General features: G+C 72.2%; 18 protein-coding genes. 13 read left to right on the forward strand and 5 right to left on the reverse strand.

Going from position 1 to position 19735, the window contains the following annotated elements:
- The first annotated feature begins 21 nt into the window (after positions 1 to 21).
- The gene (gene manA / locus AC3WRM_RS13575) at positions 22 to 1206 is read left to right on the forward strand and encodes a mannose-6-phosphate isomerase, class I (protein WP_492248395.1); all 1185 of its coding nucleotides are present in this window, start codon (positions 22 to 24) and stop codon (positions 1204 to 1206) included.
- 707 nt (positions 1207 to 1913) lie between these two features.
- Here manA and AC3WRM_RS13580 read toward each other — a convergent pair.
- Positions 1914 to 2999: a mannose-1-phosphate guanylyltransferase gene (locus AC3WRM_RS13580; protein ID WP_492248396.1), complete on the reverse strand. Its 1086-nt coding sequence runs from the start codon at positions 2997 to 2999 to the stop codon at positions 1914 to 1916.
- A 138-nt stretch (positions 3000 to 3137) separates the two neighbouring features.
- On the opposite strand from AC3WRM_RS13580, the gene AC3WRM_RS13585 reads away from it, so the two are divergent.
- The 6 genes from AC3WRM_RS13585 (at position 3138) to AC3WRM_RS13610 (ending at position 10049) form a co-directional block, all read left to right on the forward strand.
- Positions 3138 to 4064 (forward strand): asparaginase, encoded by a 927-nt coding sequence (locus AC3WRM_RS13585; RefSeq protein WP_492248397.1) that lies wholly within the window; start codon positions 3138 to 3140, stop codon positions 4062 to 4064.
- A 232-nt stretch (positions 4065 to 4296) separates the two neighbouring features.
- Positions 4297 to 6549 (forward strand): LuxR C-terminal-related transcriptional regulator, encoded by a 2253-nt coding sequence (locus AC3WRM_RS13590; RefSeq protein WP_492248398.1) that lies wholly within the window; start codon positions 4297 to 4299, stop codon positions 6547 to 6549.
- Positions 6550 to 6627: 78 nt separating this feature from the next.
- On the forward strand, positions 6628 to 7056 hold the full coding sequence (locus AC3WRM_RS13595; protein ID WP_492248399.1) for a helix-turn-helix domain-containing protein: 429 nt from the start codon (positions 6628 to 6630) through the stop codon (positions 7054 to 7056).
- Complete coding sequence (locus AC3WRM_RS13600; RefSeq protein WP_492248400.1) at positions 7053 to 7823, forward strand: hypothetical protein; 771 nt, start codon at positions 7053 to 7055, stop codon at positions 7821 to 7823. Before AC3WRM_RS13595 ends, AC3WRM_RS13600 begins: the two co-directional genes overlap by 4 nt.
- A gap of 79 nt (positions 7824 to 7902) precedes the next feature.
- Entirely contained in the window at positions 7903 to 8166 is a 264-nt protein-coding gene (locus AC3WRM_RS13605) for a DUF2516 family protein (protein WP_492248401.1), read from the forward strand.
- Positions 8167 to 8351: 185 nt separating this feature from the next.
- Positions 8352 to 10049 carry a BCCT family transporter gene (locus tag AC3WRM_RS13610; RefSeq protein WP_492248402.1) on the forward strand — a complete coding sequence of 566 codons (1698 nt, stop codon included), beginning with the start codon at positions 8352 to 8354 and terminating at the stop codon, positions 10047 to 10049.
- Positions 10050 to 10137: 88 nt separating this feature from the next.
- Here the strand turns inward: AC3WRM_RS13610 and AC3WRM_RS13615 are convergent, their stop codons facing one another.
- Positions 10138 to 10446 carry a hypothetical protein gene (locus tag AC3WRM_RS13615; RefSeq protein WP_492248403.1) on the reverse strand — a complete coding sequence of 103 codons (309 nt, stop codon included), beginning with the start codon at positions 10444 to 10446 and terminating at the stop codon, positions 10138 to 10140.
- A 92-nt stretch (positions 10447 to 10538) separates the two neighbouring features.
- On the opposite strand from AC3WRM_RS13615, the gene AC3WRM_RS13620 reads away from it, so the two are divergent.
- Entirely contained in the window at positions 10539 to 11168 is a 630-nt protein-coding gene (locus AC3WRM_RS13620; protein ID WP_492248404.1) for an alpha-ketoglutarate-dependent dioxygenase AlkB, read from the forward strand.
- Between the two features lie 745 nt (positions 11169 to 11913).
- Here the strand turns inward: AC3WRM_RS13620 and AC3WRM_RS13625 are convergent.
- Positions 11914 to 12591: a Crp/Fnr family transcriptional regulator gene (locus AC3WRM_RS13625; protein WP_370189078.1), complete on the reverse strand. Its 678-nt coding sequence runs from the start codon at positions 12589 to 12591 to the stop codon at positions 11914 to 11916.
- Between the two features lie 101 nt (positions 12592 to 12692).
- Here AC3WRM_RS13625 and nth point away from each other — a divergent pair, with 101 nt between their 5' ends.
- Genes nth through AC3WRM_RS13650 form a run of 5 tightly spaced genes read left to right on the forward strand, consistent with a single transcriptional unit; the run spans position 12693 to position 16732 of the window.
- Positions 12693 to 13424 carry an endonuclease III gene (gene nth / locus AC3WRM_RS13630; RefSeq protein WP_492248405.1) on the forward strand — a complete coding sequence of 244 codons (732 nt, stop codon included), beginning with the start codon at positions 12693 to 12695 and terminating at the stop codon, positions 13422 to 13424.
- Positions 13421 to 14050, forward strand: coding sequence for a TlpA family protein disulfide reductase (locus AC3WRM_RS13635; RefSeq protein WP_492248406.1), 630 nt, complete (start codon positions 13421 to 13423; stop codon positions 14048 to 14050). The genes nth and AC3WRM_RS13635 overlap by 4 nt, the downstream gene beginning before the upstream one ends.
- The gene (locus AC3WRM_RS13640) at positions 14047 to 14742 is read left to right on the forward strand and encodes an NUDIX hydrolase (RefSeq protein WP_492248407.1); all 696 of its coding nucleotides are present in this window, start codon (positions 14047 to 14049) and stop codon (positions 14740 to 14742) included. The genes AC3WRM_RS13635 and AC3WRM_RS13640 overlap by 4 nt, the downstream gene beginning before the upstream one ends.
- On the forward strand, positions 14739 to 15914 hold the full coding sequence (locus tag AC3WRM_RS13645; RefSeq protein ID WP_492248408.1) for a MarP family serine protease: 1176 nt from the start codon (positions 14739 to 14741) through the stop codon (positions 15912 to 15914). The genes AC3WRM_RS13640 and AC3WRM_RS13645 overlap by 4 nt, the downstream gene beginning before the upstream one ends.
- The gene (locus AC3WRM_RS13650) at positions 15905 to 16732 is read left to right on the forward strand and encodes a hypothetical protein (RefSeq protein WP_492248409.1); all 828 of its coding nucleotides are present in this window, start codon (positions 15905 to 15907) and stop codon (positions 16730 to 16732) included. Before AC3WRM_RS13645 ends, AC3WRM_RS13650 begins: the two co-directional genes overlap by 10 nt.
- Before the next feature lie 142 nt (positions 16733 to 16874).
- On the opposite strand, the gene AC3WRM_RS13655 is transcribed toward AC3WRM_RS13650, so the two are convergent.
- A complete protein-coding gene (locus AC3WRM_RS13655) occupies positions 16875 to 17321 on the reverse strand; it encodes a phage holin family protein (RefSeq protein WP_492248410.1) in 447 nt (148 codons plus the stop codon).
- Positions 17322 to 17644: 323 nt separating this feature from the next.
- Complete coding sequence (gene acs / locus AC3WRM_RS13660) at positions 17645 to 19618, reverse strand: acetate--CoA ligase (protein WP_492248411.1); 1974 nt, start codon at positions 19616 to 19618, stop codon at positions 17645 to 17647.
- Positions 19619 to 19735 lie beyond the last annotated feature (117 nt).

The raw sequence follows: 19735 nt of genomic DNA on the forward strand, positions 1-19735 counted from the left end.
CGCGCCGCAGGAGAGGACGAGATGCGACGACTGGACAACCCCGACCGCGACTACGACTGGGGCTCTCCTGACGCCATCCCGCGCTTCCTCGGCCGCGCGCCCGACGGCGCCCCGGTCGCGGAGATCTGGATGGGCACGCACCCGTTGAACCCGTCGACGGTGCAGGGCGCGGACGGTCCGGTGTCGCTGCGGGAGGTGGCCGGCGAGCTGCCGTTCATGCTCAAGATCCTGGCGGCCGACCGACCGCTGTCGATCCAGGTGCACCCGAACGCCGTGCTCGCGCAGGAGGGGTTCGAGGCGGAGGAGGCGGCGGGCGTGCCGCTGGACGCCCCGCACCGCGTGTACAAGGACCCGCACCCGAAGCCGGAGATGGTGTACGCGCTGACCGCGTTCGACACGCTCGTCGGCTTCCGCCCGACGGCCGAGATCCTGCGGGTGCTGGCCGCGATCGACGTGCCCCGCGTGCACCACCTCGTCGACAGCCTGCGTCGTCAGCCGGGCTTCCTCGGCATCGTGCGCATCGTCGAGGACCTGCTCACCGACCGTCCGTCCCCCGAGGAGGTGGCAGCGGTCGTGGCCGCCTGCCGCGCGGGCGTCGAGCGGGGCATCGACATCAAGCGGGCGTACGCGACGGCCGTGCTCGTCGACGAGCACCACCCGGGCGACGTCGGCGTCGTCATGTCGCTGCTGCTGAACCGGCTGACGCTGCAGCCGGGCGAAGCCGCGTACCTCGGCGCCGGCATCATCCACGCGCACCTCAGCGGGCTGTGCGTCGAGGTGATGGTGTCCTCGGACAACGTGCTGCGCGGCGGCCTCACCGGCAAGCACCTCGACCCGAAGGGTCTCGTCCGCTGCCTCGACCGCGGCATGTCGCGGCTGGCGCGCGTCGACGCCGACCAGTTCGGGTTCTCGACCGACGTCTACAGCCCCGGCCTGCACGAGTTCGCCCTCTCGGTGACGCAGTGCTCCTCGGCCGAGCCCGACGGCGCCCGGCTCCCCGACGACGGCCGTCGCATCGTCGTCTGCCTCGGCGGCGAGGTCGAGGTCGTGAACGAGGCCGGCGAGCGCGAACGCCTCGCCCGCGGCGAGGCCGTGTTCGCCGACGAGTCCGACGGCGTCCTGCACGCCGTCGGCACCGGCGAGGTCGCGCAGGCCTACACCCCCGCCCCCGACCTGCCGCCCACCGAGCTCACCGACCTCGTCTGACTCCTCGCGGGGTGGGGGTGCGTGGGTGCGGCTTCGTCTCGGCCTGCGGCTGCGTTGCTGCAGCTTCTCGTGGAGGTGGTCTCCGAAAGGGCCTCGACCGGGCGGCTGGCGGGCCGGTGGTCTGGGTTCTCGGGCTGTGGCCCGCGCTGTGGGACGCAAGATTCTTCCTTTGTGCGCGATTCACCCAAGATGCTGCGTTTGCGCGGTCCGTCGGTGGATCTGCCACCTGAAGAGCGCTCTTGAGGTGGCAGATCCACCGCTGGGGGGCCAGATGTGTGAAGGATTCTTCTTTCTCGTGGACCGTTCCACGAGAAAGAAGAATCCTTCGTCCCCCCAACCCAAAGGGCACCCAAGATTCTGCATTCGCGCGTTGAGATCGGAACGCTTCTGCGTTCACGACGGGATCCCGACACGAATGCAGAATCCTTGGAGTCCCAGCGCACGAACGCAGAATCTTGCGTCCCACAGCGCGAGCCGCAGCCCGAGAACCCCGACCAGCTCGCGCCCAACCGCCCGGTCGAGGCCCTTTCGGAGCGCAGGACGAGCCAAAGCCGCGCCGACGCACCCCCACCGACCCGGAAGCCCCGCCAGCGCAGCCTCACCCGACCCAGAAGCCAGACCAGCGCACCCCCACCCGACCACGGAGCCGCACCAGCGCACCCCCACCCCGAGGAAAAGCGCGCCCACGAACTCGACCCCGGAAGGAGTCAGACGAGGTCGGTGCGGCCGGAGGCGGCGAGGGCGGCGGGGACCTCCTTGACGCGTTGGGCGTGCTCGACGGTGGTGACGAGGAGGGCGTCGTCGGTCTGCACGACGACGGCGCCGGGGATGCCGACGACGGCGACGGTGATGCCGCCGGTGGTGCGGACGAGGCCGTCGGCGTCGACCCAGACGACGCCGGTGTCGCCGCTGACGCCCAGCTCGTGCAGGGCGGCGAAGTCGCCGATGTCGTCCCAGCCGAACCGGCCGGGCACGGTCGCGATGCCACCGGTGAGCGACACCGGCTCCGCGACGGCGTGGTCGATGGCGATGCGGGTGAGCGACGGCCAGACGCCCTTGAGCACGGTCTGCGCGTCGGGGCCGTCCCAGGCGGCCGCGATGCGCTGCAGGCCGGCGTGCAGGGGCGGTTGGAGCCGGGCGAGGTGGTCGAGGAGCACGTCGGCGCGGGTGACGAACATGCCCGCGTTCCAGCTGAAGGTGCCGGCCCGCAGATAGGCGCGGGCGGTCTCCTCGTCGGGCTTCTCGACGAAGCGCACGACGGTCCGGGCGCTCGCGGCGCCGTCGACCGCGAGCGGTGCGCCCGACTCGACGTAGCCGAACGCGGTGGAGGGGGAGCGGGGGGAGATGCCGATGGTGGTCACGGCGCCGGTCCGGGCGGTCCGGACGGCCTGCACGACGGCGTCGGCGAAGCGGTCCTCGCCCGTGATGACGTGGTCGGCGGCGAACGAGGCGACGACCGCCTCGGGGTGCCGGGCGCGCACGACGGCGGTGGCGAGTCCGATCGCCGGCATCGAGTCGCGCGGTGACGGCTCGACGAACACGCTCGTCAGGTCGGGCAGCTGCGCCCGCACGGCGTCGGCGTGCCGCGGCCCGGTGACGACGTGGACCCGCTCGGGCGGGACGAGCCGGGTCACCCGGTCCCACGTCTGCTGCAGCAGGGTGCGGCCCGACCCGGTGAGGTCGAGCAGGAACTTCGGACGTCCGGCACGCGACAGCGGCCACAACCGGGTGCCTGCGCCGCCGGCCGGGATGATGACGTGGAGGTCTTCGAGGTCCGAGGGTGCGGTACTCATCGTCGGGGGCTCATCGTGGGGGCTCGCGATCGTCGGTCGGCAGGGGCGGCGCGTCACCGTGATGACGCGGCGAGTCTAGCGGCGCCCGACGCCGTCCCGGGGCGCTTCGACGTCGTCGACTGCACCTAGGCTGGGGCGATGGACGTCGTCGCCGAGGTCGTGCGGTCAGGGCTCGTGGAGAGCCGTCATCGGGGGACGGCCGTGCGGGTCGACCCGGACGGCCAGACCGTGTGGTCGATCGGCGACCCGGGCACGGTCGTGTTCCCCCGGTCGACGAACAAGCCGTTCCAGGCCGCCGGTCTCGTGCGGGAGGGTCTCGACCTCGAGCCACGGCTGCTGGCGCTGGCCGCCGCGAGCCACTCCGCCGAGCCGTTCCATCTCGAGGGCGTCCGCGAGATCCTGGCGCGTGGAGACCTCGACGAGTCGGTTCTGCAGACCCCGGCCTCGTACCCGGTCGACCCGCACGAGCACGCCGCCGTGCTGCGAGCCGGGGAGGGGCGGCTGCCGATCAGGATGGACTGCTCGGGCAAGCACGCGGCGATGTTGCTGACCTGCGTCCAGCGCGGCTGGTCGACGCACGACTACCTCGACCCCGACCACCCGGTGCAGCGGGCGATCACGGCCACGTTCACCGAGCTCGTCGGTCCGCCCGACGTCGTGGGCGTCGACGGCTGCGGCGCGCCCCTGCTGGCGACGTCGCTCGAACGGCTGGCCCGCGGCATCGGCCGGCTGGTGCTCGCCGAGCCGGGCAGCGCAGAGCGTCGGGTGGTCGAGGCGATGGTCACCCACCCCGAGCAGGTCAGTGGCACGCGACGTCCCGACCTCGCCCTGGCGCGGGCGGTGCCTGGCTCGCTCGTGAAGTCCGGCGCCGAGAGCGTCGTCGTCGCCGGTCTCGCGGACGGCTCCGCCCTCGCGGTGAAGATCGAGGACGGCGGGGAGCGTCCGTTGTTCGTGGTGCTCCACCGTGCGCTGGAGCTGGCAGGCGTCGACGCCGACCTGCTGCGCGAGCGGCCGGTCGTCCTCGGCGGCGGTCGCCCCGTCGGCGAGGTCCGCCCCGTCCTCTGACGTTCGGCGGCACAGCACGCCGCAGGACCCCGCCCTCGGGCGGGGCGCTCGGTGCTGCGCCGGCGCGGACCACGGGCGGGTCAGCGACGGACCCAACAGCGGACCAAAAAGTGCCTGTACGGAGGAGTATGGGAACTCCTGCGCGGAGGGTGGTGCTCGCACATCCCATCCGCGCCCTCGGCCGAGGACGCCCACGCGTCGGGCCCTCCCGGCAGCACAAGGAGATCTACTCGTGAATCGGTCCAGCCTCCGGGCTCCACCGCCCTCCCGACGTCCCGGACGTCTGCGTCACCGCATCCTCACCGGCGAGTGCCTCGTCTCGGTCTTCGCGCTCGTCGTCGGGCTGGTCGTGGCCACGATGGTCACGACCGCGCCGTCGGCCTCGGCCGCGCCGGGCAACCCGGGGGTGCCTGGCGCGCCGCGCGTGCTGTTCACGGAGGACTTCGACAACGCACCGAACAACAGCAACGTCCTGCTGACGAACTACGTCGGCGAGAGCGGCACCACGTACACCGGCGACCCCTTCTGGGTCTCGCGCAACAACTGCAACGGCTTCATCATCGACCACGGGAGCCCGCGGGTCGCCGGGGACTGCAGCGGTGCTCAGACCGATACCTTCGGTGAGCAGGCCTACGACAGCCTCACCGCGATCCCGCGAGCCATCGGACTCTTCAACGGGCTCGACTCGGGTGCAGCCAACCTGAACGGCGCCGCCTCCTCGTACACGTCCGGCAGCACGACCGACAACGAGGTGCAGTTCGAGACGCAGTCGCCGATCCAGCTCCCCGCGGCCAACCGCTTCGTCACCTTCTCGGTCGACGCGGGCGCGGAGAACTGCTTCGCGACGCACCCCGAGCTGCGCTTCTACCTGAAGAACGACGCTGGTGCGGAGTTCCCGGTGTCCGACACGGCGATCGACCGGACCGTCGACCTCGGCCGGCTCGTGGTGCAGGCCCGGCGGTCCGAGGACTGGGCGATGCTGCGCGACCTGTGGGCCGCCCGGGGACTCGAGCTGGTCGCCCGGCACCAGGAGGCCGCGAGCCGGGCGTACGGCCGCCTTCGAGCCGACGTCACGGCACGGATGCCGGCCCTGGCGATCGCGGGCGCCGTGGTCGGCCTCGGGCTGGTGGCGGCGGACGGGGACGCGGTCATGCATCGGTACGTCCGGGCGGGGCAGAGCATGGGCCCGAGGGCCCTGGAGGTCGCCCACCCGGAGGACATGGCCGCCGTCGTCGCCGCGATCCTGGTGGCCCGACGTCATGACGGTGACCTGGAGGGCGCCCTGGACGCCGCGCGCTGGTACGACGGGCGGGTCGCACGCGGCGACGTCCGGGGCCGTGCGTCGCCGAGCGTGCGCGCCTGGCTGGAGCTCCACCGCGGACGCACGCAGCTGCTCGCGGGGGACCTCAGCGGCGCGATCATCTCGTCGGAGTCCGCCTACGGACTCGGAGCAGGTCGAGCCGACTGCCAGGTCCAGTGCCTGAGCGCGGCGGGACAGGCGGCGCTCGCCTCCACCCTCCTGGGCTCCCCCCGGGACGCTCGGCGGTGGTCGGAGGTCGCGGGCCGGTGCCCCGTGGCCCCTGGCTGGCTCGGCGAGTGGGCCCGGCTGCCGGCGCGGATCGCGCAGGCCATGCTCGCGCTGGACGCCCTGGACCGGGCGGGGGTCGAAGAGCACCTCGAGGCGCTCCGCTGCGTGCCCGTGACCGAGGAGCTGTGGCCCTGGGCGGCGCTCGTCCTGACGCGCTACGCGAGCCTCTTCGGCGACCCCGCCGCCAAGGTGCTGTGGTTGTACGACGCCCTGGCGCGACGCGGCACGCGGCACGCGGCGCCGATGGAGGAGGGCGTCCTGCTCCAGCGGTGCGCCCTGCACCTGCACATCGCGGCCGGGGAGCTGACGCGTGCGATGGCGGAGCTCGAGTCGAGTCCGTACCCGCGGAACCGCTTCGCGACGGCGGACGCGCGGCTGCAGCTCCTGGCGGGGCGCGAGAGCCGGAGTCGGGCCATCGCGGAGGCCGCGGCGCGGGCGCCTGAGACACCCGCGAGGGACCGAGGCGGCCTGCTCCTCGTCCAGGCGGCGGCTGCGCTGCGGTGCGGGCGGGTCGAGGAGAGCGGACGCGCCCTGCAGGCGGCGCACGCCGTCATCGAGCGGACCGGGACGACGAGCGCCTACGCGACGGTGCCCAGCGCCGACCTCGCCGCCCTCCTCGCGCTGCAGGGCGACCCGCCGCGGGTGTCCCAGGACGCCCACCACCGGTTGAGCTCGCGCCAGGTCGCGGGCGGTCCGTTGGTCGTCCTCACCCCGCGGGAGCTGGAGGTCCTGCGGCAGTCCGCACGTCACGGGTCGGTCGCGGCGGTCGCCCGAGTGCTGTCGGTGTCGGTCAACACCGTGAAGAAGCAGCGCGTCTCGTTGTACGCGAAGCTCGGCGTCCGTGACCACGAGAGCGCCGTGCTGCGCGGCCGGCAGCTGGGTCTCGTGGACTCCTGACCGCGTGCCCACGTCGTGTGAGGCGACTCGCATGCAGTTTTGCTTGCACTTGCTTGCATTTGCAAGCAGACTGGGGACATGGCCAAGCTGCACGTGGGAGGAGCCGTCGAGACGCTCGGCGACTACCTGCGCGAGCAGCGACGCCAAGCACAGATGTCCCTGCGACAGCTGGCCGAGAAGTCCGAGGTCTCGAACCCGTACCTCAGCCAGATCGAGCGGGGCGTGCGCCGACCCTCGGCGGAGGTCCTCCAGCAGATCGCGAAGGCACTGCGCATCTCGGCCGAGTCGCTCTACGTACGAGCGGGGCTCATCGACGTCGACGAGTCCGGCGCGCGCATGGTCGAGGACGCCATCGCCCTCGACCCGCGCCTGACCGAGCGGCAGAAGACGGCACTGCTGGACATCTACCGCTCGTTCGTCGGGACCGACGTCGCGACCGACGAGACGCTGGCCGAGACGGTCACCGAAGCCAACACCGACACCTCTACCGAGGAGACATCCCCATGAGCATCACCGACCAGATCAACGCCCAGGTCAAGACCCTCGTCGAGGAGGTCAAGAACCTCACCGAGACGCTGCGCAAGGTCGAGCTCGACGACCTCCGCTCGTCCGCCACCGGCCTCGTGGGCTCCGCCCAGGCGTCGGCGCAGGCCAGCTACGCCGAGCTGCTGCAGAAGGGCGAGGAGTTCGTCGCCCAGGCGCGCGCCCTCAAGCTCGACGACGTGCAGAAGCGTGGCGAGAAGCTGCTCGACGCGCTCCGCAAGGACGCCAAGAAGAACATCAAGGAGGCCCGCAAGGCCGCCGAGGACGTGGCCGAGGACGTGCAGAAGCGCGCCGAGGACATCGTCGCCGACGCGCAGGCGACCGTCGCCAAGGTGACGAAGAAGGCTCCGACCACGAAGGAGCAGGCCAAGAAGGCTCCGGCCAAGACCTCGGCCGCCGCCCGCTCGGCCGCCACGAAGGCGACGGAGACCGCCAAGAAGGCGCCCGCGAAGACGACGTCGTCCGCGAGCACCGCCCAGAAGACCGCCGCCAAGAAGGCGACGACGGCCAAGAAGACGACCGCCGCGAAGACGTCGGCCGCCAAGAAGACGACCCCGGCGAAGAAGTCGTCGACGGCCGCCAAGAAGACCAGCACCGCGGCCAAGAAGACCACGTCGACGCCGGCGAAGAAGACGAGCACGACGGCCAAGAAGGCCCCCGCCAAGAAGGCGCCCGCGAAGAAGGCGACGTCGAGCGGCACCGGCTCGAACGGCACCGGCTCGCAGTCCTGAGTCGACACCAGCACCACCCGCGACGGCGGGCTCCCGGCGACGGGGGCCCGCCGTCGTGCGTCTCCGGTAGGGTCCAGACGTGTTCGAGGTCCAGACCAGCCTGATGCTCCTGCTGTCGCTCGTGCTGTTCGCCGTCAAGGCGTTCGCGCTCGTCGACTGCGTGCTGCGCGACGCCGGCCGCTTCAGCGTCGCCGGCTCGCTGCCGAAGAACACGTGGCTCGTGATCCTGGGGCTCGCCGTCGTCGCGCACGCCGTCTTCTGGGCACCGCTCTCGCTGCTGAACCTCGCCGGCACCGTCGCCGCGCTGGTCTACCTCGCGCAGCTGCGCGGCAGCCACGTCTGACGCACGACGACCGGCGCCCGCTGCGGCGTGACGCCCGCCACGAGACGCCTCGGAGGTTCGCCATCGGGCGTCGACCTCGCTATGGTCGAAAGGTTTTCTCGCGCACCTGTCCGCGCGAGGGCGACTGGACGAACGCACGACGACCGAGCTGACGACGACTGCACCGAGGGAAGAGGTGGTGCCTCATGAGTACCCGCACCGAGCACGAGCATGCGCCCCACGCGCGATGGCGACGACGGATCGACCCCGTGGTCTTCGGGGTGACGGGCGTGGTCGCCATCGGCTTCGTCGTCTGGGGGCTGGTGAGCACCGACGGCCTCAAGTCGGCCTCCGACGCCTCCCGCTCCTGGGTGATCGTCAACACCGGCTGGTTCTTCGTGCTGGTCGCGTCGTTCTTCGTCCTCTTCGTGCTGTGGCTCGCCGCCTCGAAGTACGGCCGGGTCCCGCTCGGCGAGGACGACGAGAAGCCGGAGTTCCGCACGGTCTCCTGGATCGCGATGATGTTCAGCGCCGGCATGGGCATCGGCCTGATGTTCTGGGGCGTCGCCGAGCCGCTCTCGCACTACGCCTCGCCGCCGCCCGGCACGGGTGAGCCGCAGAGCGAGGAGGCGCTGCAGAGCGCCATGGCCTCGACCATGTTCCACTGGGGCCTGCACCCGTGGGCCATCTACGCGGTCGTCGGCATCGCCATCGCGTACGGCACCTTCCGCAAGGGTCGCTCCCAGCTGATCTCCTCGGCCTTCCGGCCGCTGATCGGACGTCGCGCCGAGGGCCCGGCCGGGCGCGTCATCGACATCCTGGCCATCTTCGCGACGCTCTTCGGCTCCGCCGCGAGCCTCGGCCTGGGCGCCCTGCAGATCGGTGCCGGCCTGCAGTTCAACGGCTGGATCGACCAGCCGGGCAAGATCGCCCTCGTCGTCATCATCACCGTGCTGACGGTGCTGTTCATCCTGTCGGCCGTCTCCGGCATCGAGCGCGGCATCCAGTGGCTGTCCAACACGAACATGGTGCTGGCGCTCGCCCTGGCCGTGTTCGTGTTCGTCGCCGGTCCGACCCTGTTCATCCTCAACATGCTGCCGACCACGCTGGGCGACTACGCCTCTCAGATGACGGAGATGGCCTCGCGCACGGCCGCCAGCGGCGACCAGGCCATGGAGGCCTGGCTGTCGAGCTGGACCATCTTCTACTGGGCGTGGTGGGTCTCGTGGACCCCGTTCGTCGGCATGTTCATCGCGCGGATCAGCCGCGCTCGCACGATCCGCGAGTTCGTGACGGGCGTGCTCCTCGTGCCCACCCTGGTGAGCCTCGTCTGGTTCGCCGTCTTCGGCGGGTCCGCCATCTTCGAGCAGCGCGCCAGCGGTGGGCTGATCGGCTCCGACGGCTCCGTCGCGTCGGACTTCGCGCTCTTCCAGCTCCTGGAGAAGTACCCGGCCGCCGGCATCACGTCGGTCCTCGTCATGGTCCTCGTCGGCATCTTCTTCGTCTCCGGCGCCGACGCCGCCTCGATCGTCATGGGCACGCTCAGCGAGCGCGGCGCGACCGAGCCCAGCCGCGTCTCCGTCGTCTTCTGGGGTGCGCTCACGGGCGCGGTGGCGGCGATCATGCTCGTGATCGGCGGGTCCGACGCGTTGACCGGGCTGCAGAACATCACCATCGTCGCGTCGGTGCCGTTCGTGTTCGTCATGGTCGCGCTCTGCGTCTCGCTGTGGAAGGACCTGCAGAGCGACCCCGTCGTGGTGCGGCACCGCCTCGGCCAGGAGGCGGTCGAGGGTGCGGTGGTCGTCGGCGTCGAGGAGCACGACGGCGACTTCGCCCTCGTCGTCGAGCCGGCCGACAGCAGCGCTGCGCCGCCCTCGGACGAGAAGCAGCAGCCGTCGTCGTGACCAGGTGACGACCTCCCGGACCTGGCGGTCCGGGAGGTCGTCGCGCCGACGCGCCGAGCCGTGAGGGCGTGGACCGGCAGCGAGGAGGTCAGGCGCCGAAGGTCGGGGGCGCCTGGTCGAGACGGCCGGGGTGCAGCCAGCGGGTGATGATGACCCGCAGGGTGCTCAGCGCGTCGTCGGGACGGTGCTCGCCGGCGTCCTGCACCTCGGCGTGGGTCCGCAGCAGCGCGGCGAGCCAGAGACCCGCCTCGCCGGGGTCGAGCTCGCGGTCGGCGGTGCCGTCGCGCATGGCTCCGACGAGCAGGTCGGTGAGCTCGGACTGCACCCCGGCGTCGACGGCGGCGCGGGTGTCGACGATCTCGTCGACCCGGTCCAGCAGGGCGTCCCAGGCGCTCATGGGAGCAGCCTAGTGGGCCGTGCGTCGAGGAGCGGATCCCGTCGCGCGCGTCGCACCTAGAACATCTGTTCGAACAGGCCTATCCTGCTGGAGTGTGGTTCCAGGGTTCGCTGCTCGACGTCGGCGACGAGGCGGTGGTCGGCTCGTTGGGCCCGGCGGTGCAGCGTCGTGAGCTGACGCACGGCGCCTGGGTCGACGTGCGTCCCGGCTGGGTGCAGGGCGCCGATCCGCTGTTCCTCGCGCTGCAGACGGAGGTGCGCTGGCGCGCGGAACGTCGCCAGATGTACGACGAGACGGTCGACGTCCCTCGGCTGCTCGCGCACTTCGGGGCGGGCGAAACCCTCCCGCACCCGGCGCTCGCCGCCGCGCGCGACGCCCTGAACGTCCACTACGCCGACGAGCTGGGCGAGGAGTTCGTCACCGCCGGGCTCTGCTACTACCGTGACGGTCGCGACAGCGTCGCCTGGCACGGCGACCGGATCGGTCGAGGTCGGGCCGAGGACACCATGGTCGCCATCCTGTCGCTCGGCGCGCCCCGCCGCCTCAGCCTGCGCCCCGTCGACCACGGCGCCGGCGACACCATCGGCTTCGTCGTCGGTCACGGCGACCTCCTCGTCATGGGCGGCTCCTGCCAACGCACCTGGGAGCACGCCGTCCTCAAGACCGCCAAGCCCGTCGGCCCCCGCATCAGCGTCCAGTTCCGGCCGCGGGGGGTGTTGTAGGGGCTGCGGGGGTCTGTGGTGGGTGGTGCGCTGCCTGCGGGGGTCTCGCGTTTGTTGGTGCGCTGCAGTAGGGGGTCTGTGCTCGGTGGTGCGCTGCCGTAGGGGGTCTGTGGTTGCTGGTGCGCTGCCTCGGCCTTCGCTGGGGGTGGTCTCCGAAAGGGCCTCGACCGGGCGGCTGGGCGGGGGCCGGCTTCGGGTCTCGGGCTGTGGCTCGCGCTGTGGGACGCAAGTCTCTGCGTTCGTGCGTTGGGATTCGAAGGATTCTGCGTTGGCTACGGGATCCCGTAGCCAACGCAGAAGTGTTCGGTCTCGTTCACGCGAATGCAGAATCTTGCGTGCCCTTTGCGTTGGGGAGACGAAGGATTCTTCCTTCTCGTGGACCGTGCCACGAGAAGGAAGAATCCTTCACACGCCTCGCCCCCTTGTCGGTGGATCTGCCACCTGAAGAGCGCTCAGAAGGTGGCAGATCCACCGATGGCACGCGCAAACGCAAAATCTTGCGTCCAATCGGACCACAGCCCGAGAACCGGAGCCGGCTCACGCCCAGCCGCCCGGTCGAGGCCCTTTCGGAGACCAGACCCACGACAAGCCGCGCCAGCGCACCCCCACCCGAGAGAGAAGCCGCACCAGCGCACCCTCACCTCCCGGAGAAGCCGCACCCCCACCCGACCACGAAGCCGCACCACCCCCCACACGACGCGACGAGCCCCCGACCACACGGTCGGGGGCTCGTCGCGCAGAGGTGTCAGCGGGCTCGGCGCTGGAGACGTTCGAGGTCGAGGATGACGACCGAGCGGGGCTCGAGGCGCAGCCAGCCGCGGGACGCGAAGTCGGCGAGCGCCTTGTTGACGGTCTCGCGGGAGGCGCCGACGAGCTGGGCCAGCTCCTCCTGGGTGAGGTCGTGGTTGACGTGCACACCGTCCTCGGCCTTGCGGCCGAAGCGGCTCGCGAGGTCCAGGAGCGCCTTCGCGACGCGACCGGGGACGTCGGAGAACACCAGGTCGCCGACGACCTCGTTGGTGCGACGCAGGCGTCCGGCGAGCTGGTTCAGCAGCGCCAGCGCGACCTCCGCGTGGCTGGACAGCACCGGTGTGAGGGCCTCGTGGCTCAGGCTCTGGACGGTGACGTCGGTGACCGACGTCGCCGTGGCCGAGCGGGGACCCGGGTCGAAGAACGACAGCTCGCCGAACATCTGGCCGGGGCCGAGGATGGCGAGGAGGTTCTCGCGACCGTCGGGCGACGTACGTCCGAGCTTGATCTTGCCCTCGGTGACGACGTACAGCTGGTTGCCGTCGTCACCCTCGTTGAAGAGGACCTCGCCACGCTTCAGGCTCAGCGGGGACATCGAGGCCTCGAGGGCTCCTGCGGCGTCGTCGTCGAGTCCGGAGAAGAGCGGCGCCTGGCGCAGCACATCGTCGTTCACGGGCATCCTTTTCGGCTGTTGATTCGGTCACAGTCTGTCCTACCAGGAGCTCGAACGCCACACGCCGGGCCGGTGTCGGCGCCGCCACGTACTCTGACGGCGTGCCACCTGCCGCCCCCGAGGCTCCCGTGAAGCCGCCGACGAGTCTCGTGCGCCGGGCGCGCAAGATCCACCGGGTGCTCGCCGAGACCTATCCGGAGGCCGGCTGCGAGCTCGACTTCCGCACTCCCTTCGAGCTGCTCGTGGCCACCGTACTCTCCGCCCAGACCACCGACCGACGGGTCAACGCCGTCACCCCCGTCCTGTTCGCCGCCTACCCCGACGCCGAGGCGCTCGCGGCGGCCGACCGCACGGCCGTCGAGGAGATCATCCGGTCCACCGGCTTCTACCGCGCGAAGACCGACAGCGTGCTCGGTCTGTCCGCCGCGCTCGTCGAGCGGTTCGACGGGGAGGTCCCGGCCCGGCTGCGCGACCTCGTCACGCTGCCGGGCGTCGGCCGCAAGACGGCGAACGTGGTCCTGGGCAACGCCTTCGACGTCCCGGGCCTGACCGTCGACACGCACTTCGCCCGGCTCGTGCGTCGGTTCGAGTGGATCGAGGCCGACGTCGCGAAGGACCCGGTCAAGACCGAGCACGCGGTCGGTGCGCTCTTCCCGCGTCGCGACTGGACGATGCTGAGCCACCGGCTCATCTGGCACGGCCGTCGACGCTGCCACGCGCGCAAGCCCGCGTGCGGTGCCTGCCCGGTCGCGCACTGGTGCCCGGCCTACGGCACGGGACCCACCGACCCGGTCGAGGCCGCCCGGCTCGTCACCACCCAGGGGCGCGCGTGAGGCGCCTCGCCGCCGCCGTCGCCGTGCTCGCGCTGCTCGCGGCCGGCTGCTCCGACGTCGACACGGGCAGCGGCAAGCCGACGTTCGGCGGCGGCTCGCTCGACGGCGGCGACCCGCAGTCGGCGTCGGTCCGCCGCGCCGTGCAGGACGCGGGCGTGCGACCGTGCAGCGACCTCCCGCTCGCCGACGCAGCCGCCGACGGCGACGGTGCACTGCCCTCGCTCGAGCTGCCCTGCCTCGGCGGCGACGGCAGCGTCGACCTCTCCCGGCTGCGCGGGCCCGCGGTCGTCAACTTCTGGGCGAGCAACTGCAAGCCGTGCCGCGAGGAGCTGCCGCTGCTCGCCCGACTCGACCGTGACACCGGCGACCGGCTGACGGTCGTCGGCCTCGACGTGCGCGACGCCGACCCCGACGCCGCGGTCGCGCTCGCCCGGCGCTCGGGCGTCACCTACCCGCAGCTGTCCGACCCGACGTTCCGCACGCGGAGCGCGTTCCGCGTGCTCGGCCTGCCGCAGACGGTCTTCGTCGACGCCCAGGGGAGGATGGTCGCCACCGAGCGGGTGCCGTACACCTCCTACGCCGACCTGACCGGTGCCGTCCGTCGACACCTGGAGGTGCAGCCGTGAGTCCCGAGTCCTCCGCCGGCTCCCCGGCCCCCGGTGGGGTGGCCGACGGCCTGCCGTCCTGGCTGCGGCCGCTCGCCGAGCTCGCCGGCACCGTGCAGGCCGAGCAGCTCGCGCCGCGCTTCCCGCACCCGCCGGCCGACGCCCGCCCGGCGGCCGTCCTCATCTGCTTCGCCGACGGGCCTGACGGGCCCGAGCTGCTGCTCACCGAGCGCGCGCCGACGCTGCGCAACCACGCCGGCCAGATCTCCTTCCCGGGCGGCGCGTGCGACCCCGGCGACGCCGACGCGGCGGCCACGGCCCTGCGGGAGGCCTTCGAGGAGGTCGGGCTCGACCCGGCCGAGGTGACGGTCTTCGGCACCCTGCCGACCCTTTGGCTGCCGCCGAGCAACTTCGCGGTCACCCCGGTCCTCGGCTACTGGCGCAGCCCCCGTCAGCTGGCGGCCGTATCGACGGCCGAGGTGGGTCGCGTGCTGCACCACCCGCTGCACCTGCTGGTCGACCCCGAGCGGCGGTTCAGCGTCGAGCACCCGTCCGGGTGGCGCGGTCCGGCCTTCGAGATCGGCACCGAGATGCCGCTGTGGGGCTTCACGGCCGGCATCATCTCCCGTCTGTTCGAGCGGCTCGGCTGGGCCCAGCCCTGGGACGAGTCGGTCGTCCACCCGCTCCCCACCCCACCCCAGGAGCGCCCGTGAGCTCGCTCGACCTCGTCATCGCCGTCGTCGTGGTGGCGTACGCCGTCTCCGGCTACCTGCAGGGCTTCGTGGTCAACCTCGTCGCGACGGCCGGTCTCGTCCTGGGCGGTCTCGGCGCCATCTGGGTCGTGCCGCACCTGCTCGACCGGCAGAACGGCACCCTCACGACGTCGCTGCTGGCGCTCGGTCTGGTCATCGGCGCGGCCGCCATCGGGCAGGCCATCGGCACCTACATCGGCACCGACCTGCGCGGTGGGCTCACCGCCGGACCGCTGCGCACGGTCGACGCCGTCGGCGGGGCCGCCCTGAGCGTCGTGGGCGTGCTCATCGCGTCGTGGGCGCTGGGCTACGCGGTCAGCGGCACGTCGATCCCGTGGCTGGCGAAGGCCGCCCGCGACTCGACCGTGCTCGCGAAGGTCAACGACGTCATGCCGTCGACCGCCACCGACACGCTGCGGGCCTTCAGCCGCACGCTCGACGCCAACCTCTTCCCGCGCTACATCGACCCGTTCGCCGACGAGAAGATCACCGCCGTCGGCCCGCCCGACGCGGCCACCCTGTCGCAGCCGGGCGTGCAGCAGGCCTCGCGCAGCGTCGTGAAGATCGTCGGCTCCGCCGAGTGCGGGCGGGGGATCGAGGGGTCGGGCTTCGTCTACGCGCCCGGCCGGGTCATGACCAACGCGCACGTCGTCGCCGGGGTCGACCAGCCCGTGGTCACGGTCGAGGGCGAGCGTCGCCTCGACGGTCGGGTCGTGGTGTTCGACCCCGAGCTCGACCTCGCGGTCATCGCCACCGACGACCTCGGCGTGCCGGCCCTGAGCTTCGACACCCGGGGGACGGCGGGCCAGGAGGCGGCCGTGCTCGGCTACCCCGAGAACGGGCCGTTCGACGCTCGGGCGGCGCGCATCCGCTCCCAGCTCACGCTGCGCAGCCCCGACATCTACGACCGGGGTCAGGTGCTGCGCGAGGCGTTCTCCGTGCGCAGCCTCGTCCGTTCCGGCAACTCCGGCGGCCCGCTGGTCTCGACCGACGGCACGGTGCTGGGCGTCATCTTCGCGGCGTCGATCTCCGACAGCTCCACCGGCTACGCGGTCACCGCGGAACAGGCGCAGGACGACGCGCGCGCCGGCCGGTCGGCCACGCAGCAGGTCGACACCGGGCGGTGCGCGTGATGCGCGGGTTCCTGGCAGCGGTCGCCGGTCTGGTGGCGGTCGTCGCGCTCGCGGTGGCGCTGCCGGCCGCCTGGGTCGCGGCCTCCGTCGCCGACGAGGACGGCTTCGTCGCGCTGTCGCGCGACGTGGTCACCGACGCTGCGGTGCAGGATGCGGCGTCGAGCCTGCTGACCACCCGGCTCGAGCGCGAGGCGGGGCTGCCCCCGCAGCTGGCCGAGACCGGACGCCGGCTGCTCGAGCGGGCCACCGAGCGCGTGTTCGACGACCCGCAGCTGTCCGGCGCGTGGGCGGAGACGCTGCGGCGCACGCACGCCGCGCTGCTCGACGACCCCGCCGCGGGCTCGGGTCGCGTGCCCGTCCCCCTCGACCTCGCGCCGCTGGCGCAGCTCGCGGCCGAGCGCACCGACGGGCTCGTCGACGCCCCGGACCAGCTCGTGGTCGAGCTGCCCGACGGACCCGACGCGCAGGCGCTGCGCATGGTCGACCGGACCCCGGGGGTCGCGCTGGTCGCCGCGGTCGTCGCGGCGGTCGGGGCGCTCGTCGCGCTGCTCGTGGCCCGTCGTCGCGGCGTGGCGCTGCTGTGGCTGGGCGTCGGCGCCGTCACGGCGGCCGGCGTCGACGCCGGGCTCGCCCGCCTGGCCCGTGAGCGGACGGTCGACGCCTCCACCGCCGACGGGCTCCAGACGGCGCTGCTGCGCGCCCTCGCCGACGTCGGCGTCACGTCGTTCGACGGCTGGCTGGTGTGGACGGCGCTCGGCGGCGCCGTGCTCGTCGTGCTGGGCGTGGTCGTCGCGCTCGTCGGGCGCCGCACCGCCTGACCTCCGTCGGGAGATTCCCAGGTCGACCTGGGAATCTGCACCGAGCGTGGAAATCTCACGCAGGCACGGAGAGCTTTCCGGGTGTCCCTGAGTTCCCCGTGCCTCGCGACCGGTCCCGTCCCCGACGTGAGGGGATCAGCGGTCAGCGGCGCGGAGCGGCGTGCTGGCCCTTGAGGGCGCCGGGGATCTTCTTGGCCGTGTCGATGGTCTTCTGCGGGGCGCGGATCTTCTTGATGAGCCGCACGCCGACGAGCACGAGCAGGACTGCCAGCAGCACGTAGACGCCGGCGACGATGAGGAAGCACCACGCGGGGTGCAGGCCCGTCATGGTGAGGAAGTACGCGAACGCGATCGAGACGAAGATCAGGACGAGCAGGCCGAGGAAGCCGGCGACGACGAACAGGGCGGCGCCGACACCGCCGGCCTTCGCGCTCACCACGAGCTCGCTCTTGGCCAGGGCGACCTCGGCCTGGACGAGGGCGGAGATGTCGCGGCTGGCGTCGGCGACGAGCCGGCCGACGGTCGGCTCGTCCTGCTCGGGCAGCATCGGTCGCACGGGCTCGCGGTTCGCTCGCTGACGGTCGCTCATGAGGCCGAGCCTACAAGCGGGAGCGGGTGGTGCGCGCGGCCACCGGGGCCGGTGACGCTCAGGCGCCGAGCAGACGCAGCAGCACGCCGGCCACGGAGGCGCCGGCGATGACGGAGGCGGAGAACACGAGGTCGAGACGGGTGGTGGTGTCCATGCCTCCAGCGTGTCCGGGCCGGGTGAGAGGACGCTGAACGGAACCTGGCCGTCACCTGTCGGTCCGAGGACACCTGAGGGACACCCCCCGGCCGACGCCCGCTACGCACGACGCCCTGGACGCACGACGCCCCGCGACCCGGGGGTCGCGGGGCGTCGGGAGGGGCGCCTCAGTCGTCGTCGGCCTTCGCGCCGCTCAGCCCGGCGGTGATGAGGTCCATGACGGAGGAGTCGGCCAGCGTCGTGGCGTCGCCGACCTCGCGGTTCTCGGCCACGTCGCGCAGCAGGCGGCGCATGATCTTGCCCGACCGCGTCTTCGGCAGCTCCGGCACGACCATGACCTGCCGAGGCTTGGCGATCGGGCCGATCTCCTTGCCGACGTGGTTGCGCAGCTCCGCCACGACGTCCTCGCCGCCCGTCCCGGCCGACTCGCGCAGGATGACGAACGCGCACACGGCCTGGCCGGTGGTCTCGTCGGCCGCACCGACGACGGCGGCCTCGGCGACCTTGGGGTGCGACACGAGCGCGGACTCGATCTCCGTGGTCGAGAGGCGGTGGCCGGAGACGTTCATGACGTCGTCGACGCGCCCGAGCAGCCAGATGGCGCCGTCGTCGTCCTTCTTCGCGCCGTCGCCGGCGAAGTAGTAGCCCTGGGCCTTGAACCGCGACCAGTACGTCTCGACGTAGCGGTCGTCGTCGCCCAGGATCGTGCGCAGCATCGACGGCCACGGCTCGGTGATGACGAGGTAGCCGCCCTCGCCGTTGCCGACGGGCACTCCGGCGTCGTCCACGACCTCGGCGGTCACGCCCGGGAAGGCGGTCATGGCCGAGCCGGGCTTGGCGGCGGTGACGCCGGGCAGCGGCGTGATCATGTGGGCGCCCGTCTCGGTCTGCCACCAGGTGTCGACGATGGGGGCGCTGCCGCCGCCGATGTTCTCGCGGTACCAGACGTACGCCTCCGGGTTGATCGACTCGCCCACCGTGCCCAGCACGCGCAGGCTGGACAGGTCGTGCTCGGCGGGGATCTGCTCGCCCCACTTCATGCACGTGCGGATCGCCGTCGGCGCCGTGTAGAACAGCGAGACCTTCGCCTCGGCGATGATCTCCCACCAGCGACCCTTGTGCGGGGTGTCGGGGGTGCCCTCGTAGAGCACCTGCGTGGCGCCGTTCGCCGTCGGCCCGTAGGTGATGTAGGAGTGGCCGGTGATCCAGCCGACGTCGGCCGTGCACCAGTAGACGTCGTCGGGCTTGTGGTCGAACGTGGCCCAGAACGTGTACGCGGCCTGGGTCAGGTAGCCGCCGGACGTGTGCAGGATGCCCTTGGGCTTGCCGGTGGTGCCCGAGGTGTACATGACGAACAGCGGGTGCTCGCTGTCGAACTCGGTGAACCGGTGGTCGGGGGACGACTCGTCGACCAGGTCGTGCCACCAGATGTCGACGTCGCCGTTCCAGGGCACGTCCTCGCCGGTGCGGCGCACCACGAGCACGTTCTCGACGGGGGAGGCGTCGCCGAGCTTGGCGAGCGCCTCGTCGACGGCCGGCTTGAGCGACGACGGCTTCCCGCGGCGGTAGCCGCCGTCGGCGGTGATGACGAGCTTGGCCTCGCAGTCCTCGACGCGGCTGGCGAGCGCGTCGGAGGAGAAGCCGCCGAAGACGACGGTGTGCACGGCGCCGACACGTGCCGACGCGAGCATGGCGATGACGGCCTCGGGGATCATCGGCATGTAGATCGCGATCCGGTCGCCGGCCTCGACGCCGAGCTCCTCGATCGCGTTCGCCGCCTTGGACACCTCGTCCTTCAGCTCGGCGTAGTTGAGGTCGCGCGTGTCGCCGGGCTCGCCGACGAAGTGGATCGCGACCTTGTCGCCGTGGCCGGCCTCGACGTGCCGGTCGACGCAGTTGTAGGCGACGTTGAGCCTCCCGCCGACGAACCATTGCGCGAACGGCGGGTTGCTCCAGTCGAGCACCTCGTCGAAGTCGGTGCCCCACGTCAGGCGGCGTGCGGCGTCGGCCCAGAAGCCGAGCCGGTCCTGCGCGGCACGGTCGTAGACGTCGGCGGTGACGTTGGCCTGCGCGGCCAGGTCGGCCGGCGGCTCGAAGACGCGGTCCTCGCGGGACAGGTTGCTGATGCCGTGCTCGCTCACTAGTTCTCCTCGGGTGGGGGATACCTCTGCATCGTTGCGCACGTCACAGGGTCGTTCAACTGGGGTTGCGGGGAGGTTGGTCCCGCCAGGCGCCAGGCGCCAGGCGCCAGGCGCCAG

This window comes from Aeromicrobium sp. EU05-FHT14F07 (assembly GCF_058790455.1).

Excerpts from the sequence above, each read along its gene's own strand:
- manA (WP_492248395.1), top strand. The coding sequence starts at position 22 with ATGCGACGACTGGACAACCCCGACCGCGACTACGACTGGGGCTCTCCT.
- AC3WRM_RS13580 (WP_492248396.1), bottom strand. The coding sequence starts at position 2,999 with ATGAGTACCGCACCCTCGGACCTCGAAGACCTCCACGTCATCATCCCG.
- AC3WRM_RS13585 (WP_492248397.1), top strand. The coding sequence starts at position 3,138 with ATGGACGTCGTCGCCGAGGTCGTGCGGTCAGGGCTCGTGGAGAGCCGT.
- AC3WRM_RS13595 (WP_492248399.1), top strand. The coding sequence starts at position 6,628 with ATGGCCAAGCTGCACGTGGGAGGAGCCGTCGAGACGCTCGGCGACTAC.
- AC3WRM_RS13600 (WP_492248400.1), top strand. The coding sequence starts at position 7,053 with ATGAGCATCACCGACCAGATCAACGCCCAGGTCAAGACCCTCGTCGAG.
- AC3WRM_RS13610 (WP_492248402.1), top strand. The coding sequence starts at position 8,352 with ATGAGTACCCGCACCGAGCACGAGCATGCGCCCCACGCGCGATGGCGA.
- AC3WRM_RS13615 (WP_492248403.1), bottom strand. The coding sequence starts at position 10,446 with ATGAGCGCCTGGGACGCCCTGCTGGACCGGGTCGACGAGATCGTCGAC.
- AC3WRM_RS13655 (WP_492248410.1), bottom strand. The coding sequence starts at position 17,321 with ATGAGCGACCGTCAGCGAGCGAACCGCGAGCCCGTGCGACCGATGCTG.